The sequence below is a fragment of the Candidatus Omnitrophota bacterium genome (assembly GCA_028693815.1).
Taxonomy (GTDB): Bacteria; Omnitrophota; Gorgyraeia; order Zapsychrales; family Aceulaceae; genus Aceula.
Genome location: JAQUUP010000014.1, coordinates 1 through 23,444, shown reverse-complemented (window position 1 = coordinate 23,444; position 23,444 = coordinate 1). Strand labels below are relative to the sequence as shown.

Annotated in this window: 20 protein-coding genes; 17 read left to right on the top strand and 3 right to left on the bottom strand. The window is 35.9% G+C overall.

Annotated features, from left to right (window positions below):
• Window positions 1-20: 20 nt before the first annotated feature.
• The 5 genes from PHY73_05780 to PHY73_05760 all read left to right on the top strand — a co-directional run bounded on the left by PHY73_05780 (window position 21) and on the right by PHY73_05760 (window position 6,865).
• Window positions 21-5,300, top strand: a complete 5,280-nt coding sequence (locus PHY73_05780; GenBank protein ID MDD3375214.1) for a hypothetical protein — start codon at window positions 21-23, stop codon at window positions 5,298-5,300.
• Window positions 5,301-5,327: 27 nt separating this feature from the next.
• Window positions 5,328-5,612 (top strand): hypothetical protein, encoded by a 285-nt coding sequence (locus tag PHY73_05775; protein ID MDD3375213.1) that lies wholly within the window; start codon window positions 5,328-5,330, stop codon window positions 5,610-5,612.
• 14 nt (window positions 5,613-5,626) lie between these two features.
• Window positions 5,627-5,947 (top strand): sigma-70 family RNA polymerase sigma factor, encoded by a 321-nt coding sequence (locus PHY73_05770; GenBank protein MDD3375212.1) that lies wholly within the window; start codon window positions 5,627-5,629, stop codon window positions 5,945-5,947.
• A gap of 83 nt (window positions 5,948-6,030) precedes the next feature.
• Window positions 6,031-6,600, top strand: a complete 570-nt coding sequence (locus PHY73_05765; protein MDD3375211.1) for a hypothetical protein — start codon at window positions 6,031-6,033, stop codon at window positions 6,598-6,600.
• Window positions 6,578-6,865, top strand: coding sequence for an EF-Tu/IF-2/RF-3 family GTPase (locus tag PHY73_05760; GenBank protein MDD3375210.1), 288 nt, complete (start codon window positions 6,578-6,580; stop codon window positions 6,863-6,865). Before PHY73_05765 ends, PHY73_05760 begins: the two co-directional genes overlap by 23 nt.
• A 110-nt stretch (window positions 6,866-6,975) precedes the next feature.
• Here the strand turns inward: PHY73_05760 and PHY73_05755 are convergent, their stop codons facing one another.
• Both PHY73_05755 and PHY73_05750 read right to left on the bottom strand, forming a co-directional pair.
• The gene (locus PHY73_05755; protein MDD3375209.1) at window positions 6,976-7,440 is read right to left on the bottom strand and encodes a hypothetical protein; all 465 of its coding nucleotides are present in this window, start codon (window positions 7,438-7,440) and stop codon (window positions 6,976-6,978) included.
• A 21-nt stretch (window positions 7,441-7,461) separates the two neighbouring features.
• Window positions 7,462-8,988: a YifB family Mg chelatase-like AAA ATPase gene (locus PHY73_05750; GenBank protein MDD3375208.1), complete on the bottom strand. Its 1,527-nt coding sequence runs from the start codon at window positions 8,986-8,988 to the stop codon at window positions 7,462-7,464.
• 466 nt (window positions 8,989-9,454) lie between these two features.
• Between PHY73_05750 and PHY73_05745 the strand changes: the two genes are divergently transcribed.
• The 5 genes from PHY73_05745 to rlmN all read left to right on the top strand — a co-directional run bounded on the left by PHY73_05745 (window position 9,455) and on the right by rlmN (window position 17,455).
• Window positions 9,455-13,864 (top strand): VWA domain-containing protein, encoded by a 4,410-nt coding sequence (locus tag PHY73_05745; protein ID MDD3375207.1) that lies wholly within the window; start codon window positions 9,455-9,457, stop codon window positions 13,862-13,864.
• 155 nt (window positions 13,865-14,019) lie between these two features.
• Complete coding sequence (locus PHY73_05740; protein MDD3375206.1) at window positions 14,020-14,475, top strand: divergent PAP2 family protein; 456 nt, start codon at window positions 14,020-14,022, stop codon at window positions 14,473-14,475.
• 80 nt (window positions 14,476-14,555) lie between these two features.
• Window positions 14,556-15,371 carry a L,D-transpeptidase family protein gene (locus PHY73_05735; GenBank protein MDD3375205.1) on the top strand — a complete coding sequence of 272 codons (816 nt, stop codon included), beginning with the start codon at window positions 14,556-14,558 and terminating at the stop codon, window positions 15,369-15,371.
• Between the two features lie 30 nt (window positions 15,372-15,401).
• Window positions 15,402-16,358 carry an acetyl-CoA carboxylase carboxyltransferase subunit alpha gene (locus tag PHY73_05730; protein MDD3375204.1) on the top strand — a complete coding sequence of 319 codons (957 nt, stop codon included), beginning with the start codon at window positions 15,402-15,404 and terminating at the stop codon, window positions 16,356-16,358.
• A gap of 44 nt (window positions 16,359-16,402) precedes the next feature.
• Window positions 16,403-17,455, top strand: coding sequence for a 23S rRNA (adenine(2503)-C(2))-methyltransferase RlmN (gene rlmN, locus PHY73_05725; protein ID MDD3375203.1), 1,053 nt, complete (start codon window positions 16,403-16,405; stop codon window positions 17,453-17,455).
• A 10-nt stretch (window positions 17,456-17,465) separates the two neighbouring features.
• On the opposite strand, the gene PHY73_05720 is transcribed toward rlmN, so the two are convergent.
• A complete protein-coding gene (locus tag PHY73_05720; GenBank protein MDD3375202.1) occupies window positions 17,466-17,945 on the bottom strand; it encodes a hypothetical protein in 480 nt (159 codons plus the stop codon).
• A gap of 164 nt (window positions 17,946-18,109) precedes the next feature.
• Between PHY73_05720 and PHY73_05715 the strand changes: the two genes are divergently transcribed.
• From PHY73_05715 to PHY73_05685, 7 genes are all read left to right on the top strand, one after another.
• Window positions 18,110-18,517, top strand: coding sequence for a PilZ domain-containing protein (locus PHY73_05715; GenBank protein MDD3375201.1), 408 nt, complete (start codon window positions 18,110-18,112; stop codon window positions 18,515-18,517).
• A gap of 11 nt (window positions 18,518-18,528) precedes the next feature.
• Window positions 18,529-19,194, top strand: a complete 666-nt coding sequence (locus tag PHY73_05710) for a glycosyltransferase (protein MDD3375200.1) — start codon at window positions 18,529-18,531, stop codon at window positions 19,192-19,194.
• A 290-nt stretch (window positions 19,195-19,484) separates the two neighbouring features.
• Window positions 19,485-20,339 carry a hypothetical protein gene (locus tag PHY73_05705; GenBank protein ID MDD3375199.1) on the top strand — a complete coding sequence of 285 codons (855 nt, stop codon included), beginning with the start codon at window positions 19,485-19,487 and terminating at the stop codon, window positions 20,337-20,339.
• Window positions 20,340-20,368: 29 nt separating this feature from the next.
• Window positions 20,369-20,626, top strand: a complete 258-nt coding sequence (locus PHY73_05700) for a cold shock domain-containing protein (protein MDD3375198.1) — start codon at window positions 20,369-20,371, stop codon at window positions 20,624-20,626.
• Complete coding sequence (locus PHY73_05695; GenBank protein ID MDD3375197.1) at window positions 20,623-21,291, top strand: hypothetical protein; 669 nt, start codon at window positions 20,623-20,625, stop codon at window positions 21,289-21,291. The genes PHY73_05700 and PHY73_05695 overlap by 4 nt, the downstream gene beginning before the upstream one ends.
• 165 nt (window positions 21,292-21,456) lie before the next feature.
• A complete protein-coding gene (locus PHY73_05690) occupies window positions 21,457-21,597 on the top strand; it encodes a hypothetical protein (protein MDD3375196.1) in 141 nt (46 codons plus the stop codon).
• A 403-nt stretch (window positions 21,598-22,000) separates the two neighbouring features.
• Complete coding sequence (locus PHY73_05685; protein ID MDD3375195.1) at window positions 22,001-22,570, top strand: terminase small subunit; 570 nt, start codon at window positions 22,001-22,003, stop codon at window positions 22,568-22,570.
• Window positions 22,571-23,444: the final 874 nt, after the last annotated feature.

Sequence of the window (23,444 nt, the reverse complement as noted above, 5' to 3'; positions counted from 1 at the left end):
TTATGAATGAGATATTATAAATGAATTTTAATGCCGAAGGACAAAAAAAGATCTTCGGAGCGCCAAGAGGATTATGTTTTGATCAAGGAATTTTGAATCATCTTTTTAATGATTCATCTCGCCGAACAAAAAGTTTTTTTTCTCGCCAGTCAGCTAGACCATGGTTTAAAATTGTATGTGTTTTAGTTCTATTTTTCTTTTTTGATAGTTGTCTTTTACCAGACATTGTGCGTGTTTCTAAGGCTTACGCCAATCCGCAGGTATCGGTGCCTGCATCGAATCTACTTATGCCGTCATTTCCGTTTTCTCGTCCTTCTCTCCGGGCAATCCAAATTAATCCAGAAAATCCTTTTGAAATTGATTTTCTTATTGACACAGAAGACAAAAGAGCTGTGCGTGAAAGGGAAGCTAAGAGTCTTGTTGAGTATTTTCTCGCTGTTTTAACGATTCCCGAGAAAGATCTCTGGGTAAACCTTTCACCTTATGAAGAAGATCGCATCATTCCGGAACCTTTAAGTCAAACAAGGGTTGGAAATGATCTTTTAGCGCAAGATCAGCTTTTAAAGCAGCTAACAGCTTCTTTGACATATCCTGAAAAAGATTTAGGAAAGGTTTTTTGGGAGCGTTTATATTCAAAAGTGTACGAAAAATACCAAACAACCGACATCCCGGTAAATACATTTAACAAAGTATGGATTGTTCCCGATCGTGCTGTTGTTTATGAGTTTAACAATACAGCATTTATTGCTGATAGTCATCTAAAGGTGATGCTTGAGCAAGATTATTTGTCCTTAAATAAAAATAGAGAAATTGAGGTTCATAATATTGGTAATGAAAAGTATGAAGAGATTAGCTCTATTTCTTCGCAGATTGCCAAAGAAGTGATTCTTCCGGAAATTGAAAAGGAAATCAACGAGGGGAGGCATTTTGCGCCTTTACGACAGATTTATCATTCTCTTATTTTGGCCATTTGGTTTAAGCAAAAACTTCGAAAGAGTCTCCTTAATCAAATCTATGCTGATCAAAGCAAAATTAAGGGAATTGACTCTATTGGAAAAGAGGCCCATAAGGAAATTTATAATCAGTATTTAGAATTCTTTAAACAAGGTGCTTATAATTATATTCGAATTGAAAAAGATAAGAATCTTGGACGATATATTCCGCGACAGTATTTTTCAGGCGGTTTTGATATCGGGCAAACACGAAGATGGCTTAAAACAATTTCAATTACAGCACCAAGCATTGTTTCTCTTATTGAAAAGCTTAACGGTGTTTTAACTTATCTTAAAGTTAAACTTAACCCTTTGATGCCATCTTTTAAGAATGCAGCAGAACATCATTCTTTAGACGCAAAACCTATTATTGAGATTGAAAACTCTGTACCTGTTTCAGTCAAGGCAGCTTCACCTGTTGCTGTCACACAAAAAATATTTCCTAGTTCTTTTAGTCAGGTTTGGAAAAGAGGCACTTTCTTTTTAATGATAATGTTCTTGCCGTTCTTTAGCGCTCCACTGGGTTTAGTGACAGATCAAAATGAAAAAGCCAAGATCGAAGTTGTTGATGAGACAAAAACATTAAAGCTTGGGGATAAGCTTTCTGTTGAAGATCAGCAGATAATCAAGGCCATCAAGGAAACTATTACACTTGAGGATATTGAGTCTTTAGATGGAAAGACCAACCCTCAAACAGGCCAGAAATATAAAATCGATAAAGAATATTTTCGTCGTAATTTTAATAAAAATCTTAAAGTAAACACATATGCTTGGGATTCACAAACGATGGTTATTGCTTATCAGTTAAAACATGGCCTTTTTCAGGATGGCGTAATTGGGCCAGAAGTAAAGAAATCTATTTTTTCTAAAAACATTATTAGCTCTGATGGCCCAGACCCAGAAGATGAAATTCAAGGGAGTTCTGTTTCTAACGGTGCAAGCTCTGGTCATCACCTTGCCTCAGAGCCTGTTAGCCAGAATACAATAGAGAGCATTGATTTAAAACAAGATATAGCTGTAAGCGTGCAAGATACAGCTCGAACAGAAGAACCTTCTTCTGGCTCATCACAACAAGCGAAAGAAAAATCTAGTTGGCGAGATCAACTAAGCAATTTTATTAACTGGTTTATCATTATTTTTTCAGCCGGTCTTCACAGCACTGTTGTTTTTGGGCGTAAAGAGCTAAAAGTTAAGCATAGTTTCTTAAAGTTTTTCAATCAATACCTTAAAGGTGGAGACAGACATCCATTTAAATCAGTAAACCGAACATCTGTTATTCCTTTTTTGAGTCGATGCTTAGACATCCTTGCTCGCCAAGTCTATGATGAAATTGATGTCACGATTAAAATGAGTGATCGTGTTAGTAAAAAGTATAATAAAAATGATCTTTTGGCCAAGGCCATTCTAGATTTGATTAAAAATAATGATTTAGTTGTTTTTTCAAATTCAGAAAGACCGATTCAGCTTGAGTATAAGTCCTCAGAGATCGAAGGACGCAATATTCATCTTCATTTTCAAATTCCTAAAGAAGCTCCAAATTGTGTGCGTAAAGGTGATATTGTTAATTTGAAATATCGTAATCGATCTGGCAAGATTTCAACAGTTTCTATCCCCCTTGTTCACAGCGCCACCGATGAGCTTTCGATTTATTGGGGCAATCTTCTTGATAAAAAAACAGAACTATCAAAAAGTCAGATTGAGACCTTGATAAAGAAAGTTCATCGTTTTGAGAAAACATCGGAGGCAGATTTAAGCCATTTTAATCGAGATATGATCGCAGCTTATAATGATATCCGAGATTTATCTATTCGCACAGCACAAGTTTTAAAACAACAGGATAACGCTCAAAATGAGCTTGAGTATTTTATTAGTCTCGCAAGACGCAGCAATCGATTCAGATTTTTAATGGGTCTAAGTTCTATTATGTATCGTTTACGTATCTGGTTTTTGCCAAGGGAAGACAGCTTAAATCGACGTTTAGGACACTTTAGGATTGATAAGCTTGCTCGCATTGGTTCGGGAACAGAGTACTGCTTGAATCGTATGCGCAATTTGGCTATGCCAATGATTTCAGAATTTAGTTTTTTTAAGAAGCAAACACAAGATTTTGTTGATCAAAATATTGTAGAGAAAAAAATCGAGCAACAAGAGTCTTTGGTCGCTGAAAATACGCGAAACTGGCTGTCTCATATCTTTTCTAGAGAGAATCCAAAAAACCATAGTATTGTTGGACGAGATCTTGTTAGACGACATCAAAAAATTGTTGAGTTTCTATTAGTTTTAGTGGCTGGTTTCTCACTCTTGACAGGTTTAGGTACAATCAAATGGGGGCTGGCATTTTGGGCTTTTTTACGTTTTGTTGTTTTTTATGCCTGGCTTCCTTGGCATATTGAAAAGAAAGTTAAGAAAGAATTTAATTTTTATGAAAATCAAATTAACCAGATTGATGAAGATTTTCAAAGGGATGATTTTCTTAATAGTTCTCAATACATTTCTTTTCTTGAAACGGATGAAAAACAAAAATCTCAAAAACAAAAATTTTTAGATTTTTTAGGCAGTCATATTTTAAATAACATCAAACCTTCTCGTTTTATTTTGCGCGCTAAAAAGTTTTTTGATGTCACGGCCGTTGCCCGACCCAAAGAAGTCGAATTAAGCTTAAAGCTCGAAACACATTTAAATCGAAAAAGTAAAGTTTCCAAAGAAGCACGACAGGCTCTTGAAAAATCTATTAAACAAGGAGCGATACGTTTTAGTTTTAGCGATGGGTCAATGATTCTTCCTGAGAACATCAACGTTTCTGTCATATCATCAAGGTTTTTTGTTAAAATCAAAAGACCTTTTAATGGATCTCAAACGGAAAAACTTGAGATTTATTTCTCGGGTGAAGAAAAGCCTGCTGTTATTGATATTGAAAAAGATATTGCCCGCAACTTTATTAATATTTGGCAAAAGTATTTAGATTCAGAAGATTTTAAGAATTTTGAAGTACTAAATTCTATTATATCTTTTTCTCGGGCTTTTAGGCGCGATGGTGAGTTTGAGTTTGAGAAATTTCGTGAAAATGCAAAACTTTCAAGAAAAATTAGCCGCCTTGCACTTGAAACCTGGGAAAAGATTAAAGATATTGAAGGCATGCCTTCCAAATATGTAGAATATTTTTGGCTTCTAAAATTTTACGAAAATGACGTAAGAAATAGCATGGGTGAGTTTTCAACGGCAGATACCTATAAAGGATTTTTTTATGAAGATAGCCATGCCTATGGGCATCGTTATCGATTTTCTCCTGCAACAGCATTGCGCAATGTTTTTGCTTTTTGGTTTTATTATACGTGGGCAAGATACAACCTTTTAAAATCAATCAAGAAGCATGAGAATGCCACCAAAGACCTTGGCCAAATTGAGGAGGAGATCTTAAATCTTCCGAAATTAAAACAAGCTTCAAAAAAGAAAAGAATGTTTAATAATGTTCAACGTATTTTCTTTTCATATCAATTCCCTAAAGAAAATAGTATTATCGCAGGTGAGCTTTACGGTCGCATGGAGCGGATGTGGCAGATGATGGCAAACATTGCTTTGATGACGATTGCTTTTTTTGTTCCCTATTTTGAATTTATTACGCAGACAATTCCAATTGATCGAATCTTCGTTGTTTTGGTTGCTATTGTTTATTGGGTTATGCCTCTTCAGGCTCATAATCAGCTTCGACGGGATTATTTAAATTTTATTAAGGAAGCATCGCTTAAAGCGCGCACAAAAGCAAAACATTCTGCGGCTAATATTTGGCACAACATTCGGACAATTTTTTGGAGAATGAACAATGTTTATTTTTATATGTTCTATTTCTTAGGCCTTATTTATGATGCTCGCATTATTTTTGGTCTATTTATTTATCTGCAGATAGAATCTTTGCTAACGCGTCCAAAGAATGGATTTAATGGCAATGGATATAGTAACGTCTTAGATGCATCACAAGCTTTAGATAAAACAACGTTTGATTTCTCACAAAAAGAAAATGTCGTGGATTTAAAACCACAAGGACAGCCTTCAAAATCCTCATCAAATATTCAGAGCAAGCCTTTAAGCCAAAAAGGGGGGATTGATTTGAATAAGGCATCTTTTCAAGTCGAGATTATTGAAGGCCCAGACTATTTGAGACCAGCTGTACCGATGATCAACTTTCCATTAAATAATTTTCAAGGTTTTGATTTCAAAATTTTACAGTTTATGCCTATTGTTAATCCCGCAGCGTATTTGCAGAATATGTTTTGCACATCAGAAAAGTTGAGCTATCAGACCTCCAATTAAAATTTCTTTATTAAGGATTTTTACGAAATGAAAATTACAAAAATATCTATCTTATCACTAGCAAAGATATCAGCTTTTGTTCATGGAATTATTGGCATTGTTGTGTCTTTTTTCTTTAGTGTGATATTCTTAGGTGAACAACTTTTTACAGAAGGAGCCTCTTTTCTAGAGGCTGCGGTTGTGTCATTAAGTTTTATCGTATTTCTTCCTATTTTATATTTTATTGCAGGGTTTATTGTTGGGTGTGTGGTGGCTTTTTCGTTTAATAAGGCTGTAAGTTTTTTTGGTGGTTTAGAAATTGAAACAAATTAAAGAAAGGATATTATATGAAAAAAGTGAAATGCATGTTAAACTTTCCCCAAGAAGATCGACCTGCTCTTAGCATCAGATCGTCAGGACATGATCTGTTTCGAGATAAACTGATTCGATCGAATTTAAATCTTGTTATTGATATCGCAAGAAGTTTTTCTGATTATGAAATCCTGGCATCTGAACTTATCGAGGAAGGGATTAATAGGCTTTCTGAAAGCGCGGATCGTTTTAATCCGCAAAATGGATATCGATTTTCTACATATGCGGCTTGGTGGATTAAGCATGGTTTGTCAGAACTCGTTGCTTCAAAGAAAAAGAATTTAAATGCAGCGTGATTATTTGCAGTTTTAGATAATGTTTGATTTTTATTTTAGAACATGTTAGCGTTTATGTAGTTACAATAAGGAGTTAAATAATTATGTTTAAAAAAATCATTTTCTTTATAATCATTTTTTCTACTTCGCTTCCTTGTTTTGCTGAGATTCTACAGGAGGGCTTAGCAGAAAATATTGAGAAAATAACGTTTAAATCTGTTGAAAAAGAAGATCTTAGCTTTGAAAAAGATTCTGATCTTCAAATTTGTTCAGATCAAAAACTTGGCGTGAAGTTTTTGTGTAATTCCAATTGGGAAGTGCAGACTGACGAAAATGCTGTTATGCTTTTTGTTAGCAGGGATCCGGAGATAACGCTAACAATTGCTAAATCCGAAGATCCTGTTAATTCTATTGATCAGCTAACAAAAGAAAATCTCAAAGTCATTGGTGGGTATAAAGATGGATTTAAGATTGAAGAGACTATGGTTGCAGGAAAATTAGCCCTTAAAGTGGAGGGGTATTCTGAAAGCATTCCAGAGATGAAATTGGCCGATTATTATTTTGTCAACAATAATCAACTTTATAGTTTCTTATTTGCTGTTAATCCGTTTGAAGAATATCCTTATTGTGAGAAGTTTTTGTCAAGAATTGTTGCGAGCATCGACCTATTTTAACACCAGGTTTTATGGTTACAAAAAATCTTCTAAGAATTTAAGCGTTGTTGATATTCGGGTGCGTACAGGAAGCATAAAAGAAGGCGACACAATTCTTTTTTTAGGAGAAAAAACACCTGCCTATCGTTGCAAAGTTTCTGAGATGCAAACCGATCACAAATCCATCCAAGAGGCCAAAAAAGGAGAAGCGGCTGGCATTAAGCTGCCGTTTGTCGTCCGCCCAAAAGACAAAGTGTTTTTATGGAAAAAGAAAATAGTTACTTAATTTGGCACGTATCTTTAGAATTCGAAACCGTTCACACTCCGGGAGTGTGAACGGTTATGTTAAAGCCTTTTTAAATATCCTAACTTAAATCTATAAAAGCTGTTGTCTTTTTATTTTATAGCGCTAATAAGATGAATGCCCATGGTGATACTAAAAAAACAAATAATGGCATATGGTGTACAGAATAGATAAGCTGCTAAAATTAATATAGGCGTCTTTTTGCCTAATTTTAGAAGATTGGCAATGATGACAGGTAAAAATAAATGCCACAGCGTTCCAAAGATAGCAAAGAAAAAGAAAAATCCCAAGTAGTTGCTTATATCGCTCATTGGGTATGGGAAGGAAGTTGTGATTGAGCTAAAAAGAGAAATAAGTGAACATATGGCGGGCATGAGAAAATAGCCAATAAGCGAAAAAGGTAGGTCGACAAGGAAAGGAAGTAGCCAATACATTGCCCAATCTGGCTCGCTTCCAACTAATATGCTATAAGCAATATAAAAAATAAAAGAGAAATGAATAGTGGCAAATGTTAGTCCTAGTTTTTCACTTAGCTTTTTTGCTTTGAAGTATTCCACAATATTTCCTTTTTAAAGATTTTACCATATCCGATCTAGAGAACGATATTGAATCGCTTCCGAGATGTGTTCTGGTAAAATTTGATTTTGCTGATCAAGATCAGCGATAGTTCGTGCGACTTTGAGAATTTTGTCATGAGCGCGTGCGGATAAGCCCAGCTCATCGATCGCAACTTTTAAAAGATCTTGAGATTCTTCTGAGACTGAGCAATATTCTTTGATTTGACGATGTTGCATTTGCGCGTTAGAAAATATTTTTGTTCCACTAAAACGTTTGTGTTGAATTCTTCGAGCCTTGACCGCTCTTTTTTTGATATCCGCTGACGTCTCTTTTGTCCTTTGAGAAAAAAGATCTTGTGATTTTAAAGAAGGGACTTCTAGATGAATATCAATGCGGTCCAAAAGAGGGCCAGAGACTTTGGAAAGATATTTTTGTATTTTTTGAGGAGTGCAATGACATTCCTTTTTTGGGTCTGTGTACCAGCCGCACGGGCACGGGTTCATGGCACAAACAAGCATAAATTTTGAAGGAAATTTTACTGATTTGTGAGCACGAGATATGTGTACGCAATGATCTTCGAGTGGTTGACGCAAAGCTTCTAAGACGTTTCGATTAAATTCAGGCAACTCGTCTAAAAATAAAATGCCGTTGTGCGCAAGACTAACTTCGCCAGGTTTTGGAATGGTTCCTCCTCCGACAAGGGCGGCATCGCTTGCTGTGTGATGAGGACAGCGAAAAGGACGCGTTCCAATATTCTTTAAGTTTTCTTCCATTAGTCCTGATACCGAATGAATTTGCGCTGTTTCCAAAGCTTCCTCTAAACTTAGGTCTGGCAGAATAGTGGCGAGTCTTTTTGAGAGCATTGTTTTGCCACTTCCAGGCGGGCCGATCAAAAGGACGTTGTGTCCACCGGCCGCTGCGACTTCGAGGCCTCGCTTAACGTGCGACTGGCCCCTAACTTCGCTAAAATCAATATCATATTGGTTGGATTGTTTGAATGTTTTTTGGATATCAATTTTAAAAGGTTTGATGGAATCAGGGTCTTGTAAAAATTGTATTGTTTGAGCAAGAGTTTTGACTGGAAAAACATCTAAGTTGTTTGCAAGAGCTGCTTCGTGAGCGTTTTTTTCTGGAACGATAATGCCGCCAAATTTCTTTTTAGATGCGCGCATCGCGATTGAAAAAGAGCCTTTGATAGCCTCAACTTCTCCACCTAGCGAAAGTTCTCCTAAAATAACATATTTTTTAATTGAAGAGGAATTGATTGTTTCTGTGGCGCTTAAAATCCCTAAAGCCATAGCAAGATCAAAACAAGGACCTTCTTTTTTGATGTCACCCGGAGAAAGATTAATCGTAATGCGCTGAGCTGGAAATTTGTATCCGCTATTTTTGATTGCAGAGCGAACGCGTTCTTTGCTTTCTTTGACGGCATTGTCTGGAAGACCAACAACAACGATAGAGGGAAGGCCTCGGGAGATATCGATTTCAACTGTAATGGGGATGGCTTCTAGGCCTGAAAGGGCAAAACTAAAGATTTTTGAGAGCATCAGAGTTTGCGTTCGTTAGATGTGTTTGTTTGTCTTTATTTTAATTTAAATTAGCATAAAAAATAGCTTTTCGTCAAGATTAAAACTTGGGGTGTTTAAGGTGGGGGAGTTTTGGAGAGAAGGATTCCCGATACGTTTCGCGTAAAAGGAGCTCCGATGCACTTTGTGCACGGAGTAAATTCTGATAGATACCCCGATATGCTCCATGGAGGAAAGAACTCCGACGCACTTTATGCGCGGAGTAAATTCGCAGACGGCCTTTGGCCTATATTTTATGTCATGCTATGACATAAAATATCTGCTCATTTAAAGGAACCGCTTTCTCGAAACACCCCAAACCCCCTTTAATCTAAGTATATATAGGCTATACTTTATATATAAATATACACTAGTTGTGTATAGTAATTCTAAATTAGTATGTTGAGAAAATAATTTTTCTTTGCCATGGGAGAAAGAATTGAATATTTTGAAGAAAATTATAGCTATTTTTATAACGGTTTGTTTTCTTTCTACAGTCGTTATTCCGCGTGAAGCCTTGGCCCAAGGAGTATTTGGGCTTCCAGCTCCAGGGGCGATGGTTTCTGTGAGCCCTAATTTTGTTCCTACCTTACTTCGTGGTATTAAAATCTATCCTGACAATCCTTTAAAATTTGATTTTATGGTTGATAGCGGAAATACTGGATTGAGTGGGGCTGAGCTCCAGAAAGAAACGGAAAAAAATATTCGATATTTCTTAACTTCTTTGACCATGCCGGAAAAAGACATGTGGGTTAATTTATCTCCACATGAAGAGGATCGTATTATTCCTGACTCATTAGCTCAAACAGAGCTTGGCAGAGATATGTTGGCCCAGGATTATTTTTTAAAGCAAATTACAGCGTCTTTGATTTATCCAGAAGATGATTTGGGAAAGAAGTTTTGGAGCAAAGTGTACAAAAAAGCTTATGAACAATACGGAACAACAAATATTCCTGTTAATACGTTTAACAAAGTTTGGATTGTTCCTGACAAGGCGCTTGTTTTTCAAGATGGAGATACGGCGTATTTGACGGATGTTCATCTTCAGGTTATGCTTGAGCAAGATTATCTGGCCATGACAAAAAGTTCGAATTATAAGCCAGAAGATACGAATTCTAAAAGCTTGATTGCTTCTGAAATCATGCGCGAAATTGTTATTCCTGAGATCGAAAAAGAAATTAATGAAGGAAAGAATTTTGCCCCTTTAAGACAGCTGACTTATGCATGGGCTTTGGCGACATGGTTTAAGAATAATTTAAAGCAGTCTTTTTTGAATCGTGTGTATGTTGATCAGAAAAAAATATTAGGCGTAAACATTGAAGACAAAAAAATAAAAGAAAAAATTTATGATCAATATCTTAAAGCATTTCAAAAAGGCGTGTGTGATTATGTAAAGATTGAATATGATCAATATACGAACAAGAATATTCCTCGTAAATATTTTTCTGGTGGTTTGACATATCGAGGTTCGTCGGTTATTGTTTCAGATTTAAAGAAAATAAGAAAACAGCTTGATGATTTTTCTGTTCGCCAGATACAACGCTTTGATCAGTTTTCTGAGAAGGCCAGCCGCTGGGCAAGAGATTCTCGGATTTCTATTGCTAGCATGAAGATGGAAATTGCGGATAATTTTTCTGCGATGTTTTCAAATCGTCAATCAATAATGAAGACTGCTTTGACAGGAATATTGTCAGCTTTAAGTTTAGTTCCTTCTATGGGGTCGAATCAACAAGGCAGCATTGTTCTTGTTAACGGGGCATATCGCTATTTAGAGCCTGGTGAGAGTATAGAGGAAATTTCTGGAGTGAAGACAGCTGTCTTTGGCGAATCGAATCTCGGAGCTAAGGATTCCGATGAAAACGATCCGTATGAAGACTTTTCTAAAGAGCAGCAAAAAACTATTTCTAAATCAATGGCATATATAAATTTTATAAATGATTTATTGGTGAAGCACGGTCTTAAGATATATTTAGAGAAAAAGACGTTGAGATCGAAGCCGGAAGCTATCAGATTTACGATTAGAGAAGAAGGAGAAGGCAGGGAATCTAAGGCTTTAGCCGCGCTTGATGTTCAGGTTGAAGACGATCCATTTGAGGGCAAGGAAAGATTATTTTTAAGACTTCGTAATTTAGGTTGGGGCGTATTTGGTGTTAGATGGAGTTCGTCAGGAAGGATTTTTTCTGAGTGGACTAGCTATGAGAGGAATTCGCGAGAGGATAGTCAAGGGTTCTTTGTTGACAAATCTGGAAAAGGTTCAGATAAGCTCGATAAGGGAGGGCAAGAAATCTTTGATCAATATATTGCCCCAGGACTTTTTCTTAATCCTTTGTCAAGTAATCCAGACTTTGAGAAATTCTTTCGTGCTTGTTTATTTGGAAAGCTTAGAGAATTTGGTTTTTCTGGAACCTCCGATAACAATGATGTAGATTCTGCTGCTTTTGTCAAGGTTCAAGGAGATAATCTTGTTTTTCCATCCGATAAGAATGTATTTTTTGACACGATTCAATTTGCACCAGAAAATATTTCTGTAGATTTTAAGGCCGATGAGGTTCAAGTAGCTATTGGCGTGGACTGGACAGGGTCTATTACAAAAGAAATGGCGGAGGCTCAAAGGCAGAGTCTTATTGATTTAGCAAATCAGCTTAAAGAAAAAGAGATTAATAATATAAGAATTTCAGTTGCGGTTGTTGGAAAGAAAAGCATAGAAATTCCTGAGAGTATGAGTCCTCAGGAACTCTTAGATTTCTTAGAGAAATCAGATTTCTTAAGAAAAGCAGGTTATGGGAATACGCCTTTTATTGAAAAGCTTGATAGCTTAAGCATGAGTCAGCCTGAAGGTGCTCTTATTTATTTTCCAACAGATGCCTGGCAAGATTATGCAACAGATGGAAATTTTCCTTTATCTGCAGATGAGATTCTTGCCCTTAGAGTAGGCGGAAAAGACATTTTCCAGATTATTGATCAGGCTGGAGAAAAGGGACAAGAAATTTATATTTTGAATGTAGGAGACAAAGGGAAAACGCCGCCTTTGATTAAGATATTGCGAGAATATAATGCTCCACATGTTCATATTCAAGAGTCTGATTATAAAGGGTTTGGGGATCAGGTTTTTAAGACTGCACAACCTATTTTTTCTATAAGTTTTCCGGAGAATGTAGCGCCTAAAGATCTCACGGTTAGTCTTTTAGGAGAAAAAAGATCTTTTTCTTTTCGAGCGGATGGAACTCAATTAGGTCAAGAAGAAGGATCTGAGTTCGATCGTTTGTTGGAAACAGCAAGAGCAGAAGGAGAAATAAAACAAGGAGGAGCTTTAAATATTGATTCTGAAACAGGAGAAATTCTTGTTCCTTCTTCTATTTTGGGTAAAAAAGAAGGAACGCTTCACGTTGTTGCAGAAAAATCAGAAGTGCCTATTGTTAGGAATAAAGAAAAGAAGACTCTTGTTTTAGTCATTGATGCAAGCGGTTCTTATGAGAGTAAGTTTAAAAGAGATCTCGGAAAATTAAAGGAACGCTTAACTGCTCTTCATGAGACGTGTATTATTCCAGGATTAGTCGTGATTGCAGATGGCAAAGTGAAAAGCATTAATACGTATAATCTTAAGGAGCAGATTAAGGCTCTTGATAATGAGATCACGCCAGGAAGCAACACGCCAAATTTTCAGGCAATAGACCAAGCAGTGGATATGCTTGTTAATTCCATGGATCAGCATACACAAGCGACTCCAGTGCTGGGGGTTTTAGGTGATTTGATGACGACAGATTTGTCTGGAGGGGATGATTTTAAAACAACGTTAAGGAAAATAAAAGAAAAAGGAATTCATTTAAAATTGATGGGATCGTTTGGTCAAGATATTTCAAAGATGTATGAAATGACTAATGAAGAAATTAAAGATAAGATATTAGATTTTGATATTGAGAAATTTCGCTTATTTTCGATGAACCATTATGGGAGAGCTCTTTCCCTTCTTGCTCAGCTGTCTATGAGCAGCGCAGGAGATATTTCAAAAATGGTTTATTTGAGTAAAAAAAGTGATTATTTTGAGGCTCTTGATCCGCTGCTCGATGATTTAATTAAAGAAGATCAGATTGTTCCCATTAAAGATGGTTTTGTTCCTGAAAAAGTTTATTTTGTTGATCCTTCCGGAAGAATTATAGAATTTGACGTAGAAGTTGTTCCAGGCGCTACAGGAAGTGTGAAGCAAGAAGATGGTGGATCGATTCAATCTGAAACAAAAAATAATTTTCTTAAAGAAGTTATTGTCATTGATCAGAAAGCAGGAACAACAAAACGTTTTTATGATATGGATGGAGAGCTAGTTGATCCAGATTATAAAGAAAAAATTGATGAAATTAATGAAGTGATAAAAGAAAATTATCCCGAATATCGAGATGGTTATCCTCCTCAGTATAGTTTGATTTCTGCTTTCGAAGCAGGCAATGTTTATTATGAGGTTAACGGCGAGAATTATAAAGATATACTATCTGAACTTAAACAAGCTCTTTCTGGCGGGGGAGATGTGCGAATTTTTGGAGCCTATACAGAAGAGTATGAGGATCAAATCGGGCAAAATTCTGGCGGTGGTGATGCATCTTTGCAAAAAGGATCCTCGATTATTGACATAATGCCAAAAAATACTTTCACGCCAAGAGATTCTGAAGTTGGCGGTATTCGTTTGGATGCACAAGGTCTTGATATTCAGACTCAAGGTGATATGTTGGATTTTTCTTCTCCAGAAGGGTTAGATCAGATTTCTCCTGATCAGATTCCAGGTTTTATCCCTACTATTATCAGCATTATCCCTGTTATAAATCTTTCAAGTGCAGAAGATTTATTCGATCAAATTCCTAAATCTTAACTTTTTAAGAAAATCTGCATTTAATACTATTATTAATAGAAATAGTTTATAATGATATATAAAGGCGAGAAAAGACCTTGCTTTTTAAAGGGCTAAAATCTATAATGATAAATTAATATCAATGGTTTTTAGAGAATTTTAAAAAAGGGGAAATTTTGAACAGCGTTATTCAGGAAGTTATTTCCAATAAAGTTTTTGTGGTTACGCTTCTTGTTTGGATTCTTGCGCAGACAATCAAGGTTATTTTAGGCGTTATTAATCAAAAAAAGTTTGATTTTAAGTGGTTTATTGGAACAGGCGGAATGCCATCGAGTCATGCGGCTGGTGTTACTGCGCTAGCTACGACTTGTGGAATTCATTTAGGCTTTGATTCTGTAACATTTGCTTTGTCGGCTGTTTTTGCAATGGTGACGATGTTTGATGCACAAGGTGTTCGTTGGGCAACAGGCCAGCAGGCACAAATTCTTAATAAAATATTGGATGATATTTATTGGCGCGGTAAGGTTGAACCTCAATATTTTAAAGAACTTATCGGCCACACACCTATTCAGGTATTCGCTGGATCAGTTTTAGGGCTTGTTGTTTCTATTTTTCTTTATTATAAGTTGTAGTTTTAATTGTGTTTTGAAATCTAAATCGTAGATACCGTAATTCTTAATAAAAAATATGGGTTTAATTTAGAGAGGTGATTGTGAAAAAGAAATTATTGATTGTTGCAGGTGTCATTGTTTTTCTTTTAATTTTAAAGCTTGTTTCGACTCCTCGTTCATCGACTACTGTTGTTAAAAAAAATCGATCTTCTTCAAGTGAAGCACTTGCTCTTTACGAAAAAGGAGTAGAGCTACAAAAGAATAATGATTGGCTTGAGGCTAAGACGATTTATGATCAAATGATGAGCGAGCATTTTGATTTTGATCAGATTGAAGATGTTCAAAAAAGATTAGAAGACGTGAACATGAAAATTATTCTTTCCAACGTTCAAACTCCGCAGACAGTTATTCACATCGTCGAAAAAGGTGATTCGCTTGGGAAGATTGGCCAGAAATATAATTGTACAATCGCGTTGATCAAGAAAAGCAATAATCTTAAAGATGACACAATTCGCCTTAATCAAAGGTTGCGTATTTGGACTAGCGAGTTTAGTGTCCTTGTCGATAAATCACAGAATACGTTAATATTAAAAGCGGGTGATGATATTGTTAAGACATATACAGTATCAACGGGAGAAAATAATTCAACTCCTGTGGGGACGTTTGTTATCGAAACAAAATTGATAGATCCTGTGTGGTTTAAAAGTGGCGCAATCATTCCTCCAGACAGTCCAAAAAACGTTCTAGGAACCCGTTGGATGGGATTTGATATTCCTGGGTATGGTATTCATGGAACAACAGAGCCAGAAGCGTTGGGCCAGCAAGTAACGGCAGGTTGTGTTCGTATGCGTAATGATGAGGTCGAAGAGCTCTATGATCTTTTGCCTTTTGGAACCAAGGTAACTATTGTTGATTAAAAAGAATATTTTATTTTTATAAGGGGACGTATGAGTCGATTAGATTTTGAAAAACCTATTTGTGAGCTGGAAGATAAAATTAATGAATTAAGAAGTTTTAATTCCGATAAAAAAGCTAATTTATTACCAGAAATCAAGAAACTTGAAGATAAGCTTTCCAAGATGAGAGTGGATGTGTATCAAAAACTTTCCCCTTGGCAGCGCATCCAGATTGCTCGCCATCCAGATAGACCGTACACACTTGATTATATACGATTAATTGCAGAAGATTTTGTAGAGCTTCATGGCGATCGATTGTTTGCTGATGATTATGCGATGATTGCTGGTTTTGCGACCATTGATAAGCAAAAATTTCTTGTGATCGGTCATCAAAAAGGGCGTGATATTAAAGAAAATGTTTTGCGTAATTTTGGTTGTGCTCATCCTGAAGGGTATCGAAAGGCAATGCGTTTGATGCAGATAGCTGAAAAGTTTAATTTGCCTGTTCTCATTTTTATTGATACGCCAGGAGCTTATCCTGGAGTTGGTGCTGAAGAGCGAGGGCAAGCGCAGGCTATTGCAAAAAATTTAATGGATATGGCAAGGATTTCAGTTCCGATTGTCGCTTTTGTGATTGGCGAAGGTGGAAGCGGAGGTGCTTTAGGTATTGGTGTAGCGGACAGAGTCCTTATTTTACAACATGCTTATTATTCTGTTATTTCGCCTGAAGGCTGTGCCTCTATTCTTTGGCGCAATAGCGTTCGGGCGCCGGATGCTGCTTTAGCACTTAAAATTATGGGCGAAAATTTGCTTGAGTTTGGAATGGTTGAAGAGATCATTGAAGAACCCTTAGGCGGAGCTCACCGCGATCCAGAGGCTGTGGCTGCAGGCATCAAGAAGGCTGCTATTGTTCATGTTAAAGAATTGATGAAGTTATCCAAAAAAGAACTCTTAGATGCTCGTTATGAGCGTTTTCGCAGGATCGGAAAGTTTATCGAAGAGGAATAATTTTTCTAAAAGATCGTTAATTAAAATTTAGTTATCGGTAATTCATGCGTTGTTGTTCAACAACAAAAAAAGATATTAAAGATCTAACCTTAGATGAATTTTCTACTTACCTTAAAAGTGTAGGTGAGAAATCGTTTCGTGCACAACAAATTTTCAAATGGATTTATGATAAAAAAGTAGATAGTTTCGATGCGATGCGCAATGTATCGTCTGATTTGAAAGAAAAGCTTAGTCAAGATTTTACATTCTCTATTTTTTCTCCTTACAAAAAACAAATATCCAAGGACCAAACAGCTAAGTTTTTGTTTGAAGTTGGCGCAAATCAATATGTTGAGAGTGTTTTGATTCCAGCCAAAGGAAGGCTAACGCTATGTATCTCGACACAGGTCGGATGTAAGTTTGGTTGTCTTTTTTGCGCAAGCGGGAAAAATGGTTGGTTGCGAAATTTAAGCTGTAGTGAAATTCTTAATCAAATTTTATCTGCACAGAAACACGATTTATCAAAAAAAATTACGCATATTGTTTTTATGGGGATTGGTGAGCCGTTTGATAATTATGACAATGTGTTAAAGGCGATAAGGATTATTAATGACCCCAAAGGATTTGGTATTGCTGCTCGGCGAATCACGGTCTCTACGTGTGGGTTAATTCCAGAGATTAAAAAATTCTCGCAAGAAGGTCTACAGATTGAGTTGGCAATATCTTTGCATGCATCGGATAACAAGATTCGAAATAGGCTCATGCCTGTAAACAAGAAATACCCTTTAGAAAAACTTTTAAAGACATGTCAAGAATATGTTCAAAAGACAAAGCGGCAAATTACCTTTGAATATGTTTTGATCAAAGAATTAAATGCAAGTCATCGGGATGCTGAAAATCTAGCCAGCCTTTTAAAGGGGATGCTTTGCAAGGTTAATTTGATTGCGTATAATCAAATTGATATTCCTGGCTGTTCTGCGATGGGTCGTGATGATATTTTTCGTTTTAAGAAGATTTTAGAGGATAGAAAGATTCTTGTAACGACACGTTTGGCTAGAGGGCAGGACATCAGTGCTGCATGTGGCCAGCTTCGTTACGTGAACACCGAAAAGAATTAAAAGGGCGTGATTATTTTATAATTTGACTAGCCGAGCCAATAAGTTCTTGCATTTTAGGATTTGCTAAGAGTTTTTGAAATTTTGGATTATTTTGAATTTTTTGTAAATCTTTAGCCATGACTGCTTGAGCAAATGCAGGATCTGAAAGTGTTGCTTGGATCTCGGGATCTTGAATGATTGTTTGAATCTCGGACAAGACTTGAGGGTTGCCAAGAATTTGTTGTTCGTATTGAGCCATTTGATCATCTGAAGCGAGAAGGGTATTAGCAGGCTCTTCTGCTTTAGTTGATATGCTTGCGATATTGGTATCTTCTACTTGTATTGTGCCAAAGGATGTTTGAACGGAATATTCTCCATTGCTAAGACCGACGACGGTACCTTTAATTATAGATCCATCCTTGAGCGTGATTATTTTTAAGTTTTGGGCATAAGACTGTTGGCAGGTAAATACCGTTGAGATAAGTAAGAAAGTAAGAAATATTTTTTTCATGTTTCCTCCTGTTGTTATATTAAATAGTATAGCTTAATTAGAGGAAAAAAACAATTTTGTTAAGTGTGCGAAGATGCTTGTTTTTTGTTTGGTTCGTTTTAGTTTTAAGGTATAATACATTTTGGTTAAGAAAATTTAAGCTTTAGTAACGGAGACCAAGGAAAATGGGAACAATTGAGCATCGAAAACTTTTTCGCGTTCAGACATCAATTAAAATTTCTTATGAATCTGTAAGAAATCCAGAAATCAAAGGGGAAGCGTACACTGCAGATATTAGCTCTATCGGTGCGCAAATTATTGGTAAAGATCTTCTTGAAGTTGGAACAGAATTGAGCGTTAAGTTTGGTATTTCAGAAGAAAAGAATCCTATTTTTGCTTTGGCAAAGGTTGTTTGGCAGAAAAAGTGTGAGTATTCTCCGGAGAATCAAAAAACGTATTATTCTACAGGATTGATGCTTTTAGATATGTCTCCTGACGATGCTATTTTGACGTCAGATTATATTTTTGATGTTGCTAAACAGCAACAACTAAAGTGTGAAAAACAAATTATCGATCAACTTGAGTTAGGCTGATCTAGGAATTTATGGACATTTCTTTTATTATTCCTATTTATAATCAAGAAAAAGAGATTAGATATCTTTGCGATGCTCTTGAGCATATTGCTAAGAACATGAGTTTGAAATGCGAGATTTTGCTTTGCGATGATGCGAGTAGAGATGGAAGTACAGAGTTGATAAAAGAAATTTCTTTTCGTTATGGCATGGTTAAAGGTATTTTTCATAGAAAGCATGAAGGTTTTGGAAGGACCTTTCGAGATCTTATTTCTGAATCTTGTGGAACGATTGTTGTTTATTTAGACGCAGGCTTGCCTTTCGATCTTGATAGCTTTTCTTCTATTTTAGATAAAATTAGAGATTTCGATATTTTGGTTGCTTCTCGCTTTATTGATCCCAACACGTCAAAGAATATAAAATTGCGTCCTATTTTTTCAATATATCGATTCTTATGTTCTGTTTTTCTAAATAATAATGTAAAAGATCTTGAATCTGCAATGGTATTCTTGCGCAGAGAGAAGATTTTAGATCTTAATTTAAAAGCAAAGGAAAAAGCTATTTTTCCTGAATTATACGCAGTTGCTCTTAAAAAAAATCTTTTTATTAAAGAAATCCCAGTTAGTCTGAGAATTAAAAGACAGTCTCCCCATCCAAGAATTATGTTTAAAGACATTCTTGATATTTTACAAATTTAGAATTTAAAAGATATTTTTTACGTTGACGAACAAAGCTTTGTTTTGTGAGGTTTTGCGTCGGTTTTTATTTAGAAGTAATGTTAGATGGTGCTGGAGGAGGGAGTATACATCCACCTTTTAGTATTTATTCGTAATTTCCGCTTATTCGTAGTTTCTCGTCCACAAAGTAATACAATTCAATCCAATTCAGTTAATTTCAAATAATAGAAACATGGTTTTTGAACATGGTTTTGGTGACCATTTGGTGACTAATTCTGTGAGGGCATAACTTTGTAAGAGAGAGGTATGTAATGAGTGAACGAATGTGTTCAATGTGTTCTTATCAAGGAAACATCGATAAAGAATGTTTCAAGTTTGTGCATGAAGATGACAGAGGAAAGTATAAGCGTTCAGAATTTTATTGGATAAAGAAAAATATTGCAGGTGTTAAAGGTGGTTCATATATTCTTTGCAAGAAACTCAAAGAAGCATTAAAAGACAAGATTGAACGACAATGGCGTGTCTCTGACTTTGAAGGCGGCTACAAAGAAGGCAATAAAGTATATTGCTTTAATCACGAAGATGAAGACTTGTCAGAAATAAAAGCAGCACAGAAAGAACTAGCAGAAAAAGATTATAAGAAATCAAGCACACCAGAGTTACCCCCAGACCCTAGAGACGCATCCTACCTTGAATATCTTCTTAACTACGAAGCAAAGAAAAGATTTGGATTAACATCTTTACAGGAAGCTCTTTTGTCAGATGTCATGGACAGTCTAGCGTACCAAAGAAACGGAAAGTTAGTTCGAAAGAATAAAAGAAGATTCTTTTTGGATGATTACGGTGAATTAACGTCAAAGGCTATTGACTATCTTTTAAGCGACCAAAGTCGATATTCTTATTTATATGACGCAGAACAAGAAATGGAGTTTTCGATTGGAAACTCAAAGATTTGTCTAGTTAAGATTAAGCCGTTGAAATATGGACGTTCTGAGGCAAATGAAGAATCTCGAAGAAGAGCAGTTTATGAGACATGGAGACATGTAAAGCTAAAGCTCAAAGAAAGAATAGATTTCAAGGGTCGAGGTCTTAGAAATTTAAAGGATGCTCTTGAAAATGATATAAAGTCAAAAATGAGCCATAAAACTACAACCGAATGTATATAAGTAGAGAGATAATTTACAAGGAGCGAATGATGGCAGAGCGAAAAAGAAACAAGGTTAGTTGGTATTCAAAGGCTAGAGGCTATGGCTTCTGTTTTGAGAAAGATAACTCAAGTGTATTCATACATTTCTCAGACCTAGAGGACACATTTAAGTGTCTTGAGGCTGGAGATTTGATTGAGTATGAAAGGGTACAAGAAGCCAAAGGATTAAGAGCTAGGAATGTCAAACGAATAACAAGTCAGCGTAAGAGCGAACGAGAAAGCAACAGATTAGGAGATGCAACATGAAAAGACGATTTACTGATACCGACAAGTGGGAATCGGGATGGTTTGCAGACCTTCCAGCACCAACAAAGCTCGTTTATTTATATCTAATAGAAAGAGCAGACCTTGGTGGATTTATTGAGCTTAGGGAAAAGCATATTTCTTATATGACAGGTCTTTCATTAGAAGAGATAAAGCAGGCTCTAAAAGATTTAAAGGTGCATTATATCTGTTCAAATGACAATTCAGGCTTGGTGTGGATTAAAGACTATCTTTTTATTCAAAGCAATATTCCTTTGCAGTTAAGCAACCCTGCACATAAAGGAGCAATGAAATATATTGAGCAACACATCAACAAGTTTAATGTTCCAGAAATAGAGCAGTTGATTGGATTAGAAGTAAGCACCTTCAAAGGAGCTTCGAAGCACCTTCAAAGGGTCATAGGTAATAGTAATAGTAATATAGCAAGTAATGGTAATAGAGAATGTAATTTAGTAGGTAATGGAAAAGTATTAGGTAAAGGAGTAAAAGAAGACAGTAAGCATAAAGATAACTCTATAAGAAGTTCACTCTTAGAATCAGAAAAGAGATTGCTTAAACAATTTAAAGAAGAACCTGAAGATGAAGAAGAAAGAGATAGGCAAGAAGCTCTTAGGAATACTGAAAAAGTTTTTGGAGCTAAGTGGTAAATTTGCTAATAGCGATTAAGGAGAATATGAATAGAATAAATAAATTCCAAGAACCAGACGCAATGCAATTTTGGTATTCCGAATATTTACTACAGAGCCATCTGTTGAAGATATTCTTTGAAAAGGAGTTTGAGTCGATTATTAAACAATACGAAAAGGAGACAGATGAAAAAACAAATCAAGACCAATAAACAAGATGTTTGGCAAGTTAGAATTCCAGAACCGACCGATGTATCTAAAGGCAGAAAAGTTAATCCATGGATGATTAACCCATCAACAAACAGAGAGGAAAAAACTAATGGCTAAAATATTTCAAACAAAAGTAACAAAACCTTCGGTTGCACGTGTAAGAAAAGAAACCAAAAAAGAAATTGTAAAAAGTAAGGGAAACAAGAAAGTAGTTTATTCCAAGTAGGCATAATAGCCTAACCCTCCTAGGCTAGGGGTTGGTTTCATGCTGACCCCATATGCCAAAATCGCCAATTAGAAAGAAAAAATAATTATAAAACCTAAATATTTAACACTCATAGATGGAACAAGAATCCCCTTAACCTCAACAGGCGTAGTCAATCCTATTCATATGAACAAGTATCTTACTGCACAAAGGGCACTGATGTCTCAAAAAGCAAAGAGCAAGTTCAAAATAAAACGCACCATTGTATAAATAAACCGCCAAATGAAATAAATCGCCAAAGGTAAAAAAAGAACAATGCCTAAATTAACATATAAGCAAAGACTATTCGTTTCAGAATTTCTCTCTAACGGAATGAATGGTAGTGAAGCAGTACGTAAATCTTATCCCAACATAAAGACAAAAGGAGCAATAAGACAGATGGCACATAAACTGGTAACGCATGGTAACGTCAAAGCAGAGATTGAAAAGGTCACAGAGTCTTTGCTTGATGATAAGTTACTTTTAGCAGAAGAAGCAATCCGAAATACAAAAGAGTCTCTCGAATACATTCAAAATAAGAAAACATGGACGAATAACGACATTGCGACTAAGCATAAGCTAGAAAGAACAATCTTAGAGCTAGCAGGGCAGCTTGGCTCTAGGAATAATACTCTCGTAGCCATAAATAATAATCAATCTGAAGGCGTAGATGTAAAAACTATGTCTACGATAGAGCTATGTATGCTTAAAAAGCGTGTTGATGCAGAAGTAGACACAAGAAAAGAATCAGGCGACCATGTCGTAGAAATTGCGTTTTTTAGAGACAGCGAGCCTACTATTTCAGATGAAGAAACAAAAAGAATGTTCCCGCAGTTATATACCTAGAATAAATAAAGGGTATCTGTTTTAATAGCATAATACACATAGAAGAATAAACACATGTTAAATCGGTCGTTTATTTATTATTCAATCAGCGTCTAGGAAGCGATTTAAAGCCCTTATTATTTAAGCCATAAGAATGTATTGCTAGAGTAACAGCGTCTATCTAGGCTTAACCTAGAGCGACTGAGGGGCATTGTAGTATGTGTTTCTCGAGGAGAACAAGGTATCAAGTAGGCACCATGGGAAACCATTAATATTAATTCCTAAAGAAGCCATAGGCACCCCAAGGGCACCTTAGTATATGTATAAACCTTCAGACTAAATTATAATAATTTTTGGAATATTGGGGTTAGTGAAACAGAAGTGTAAGGCAAAGTGCGAAAAGAATCAAGAACAGTTTTATTACCCAAGCGCCTATAAGCAGAGGTATTGTAATTCTCCATAATAATATTGCTGGTACGAAGAAACCGAGTCCATACATAAAGCCACTGTTGTTGGTGTTAAAGACCCAAAAACTATCAGGAAGAAAAACGCTCAAGGGTAACGTGATGCAAGACCTTATTCCATCCCAGATGCCACAGCGGAATCCTACTTTCTCATATCCGTAGGTGCTCAGGTTTGCGTAGCAGTAATTAAAGGAGCAGAATAAGAAGAGTATCGCCATCACGATGGATATTAAGTATTTTTTCTTTTTCATAAATCTTCCAGAAGTTAATTAGGTCTTTCTTCAGTAAAAAGAATTAAATAATTGTTATTATTTTTGTATCTTGCTTGAATGATGTGAGGAAGTTGCTTAGAGGTGTAGTTTTTCTTTTCTCGAGTATTTCTTATAGATGGATTTACTGTTTCTTTAATAAATTTTAAAAGGTCTTTCAAT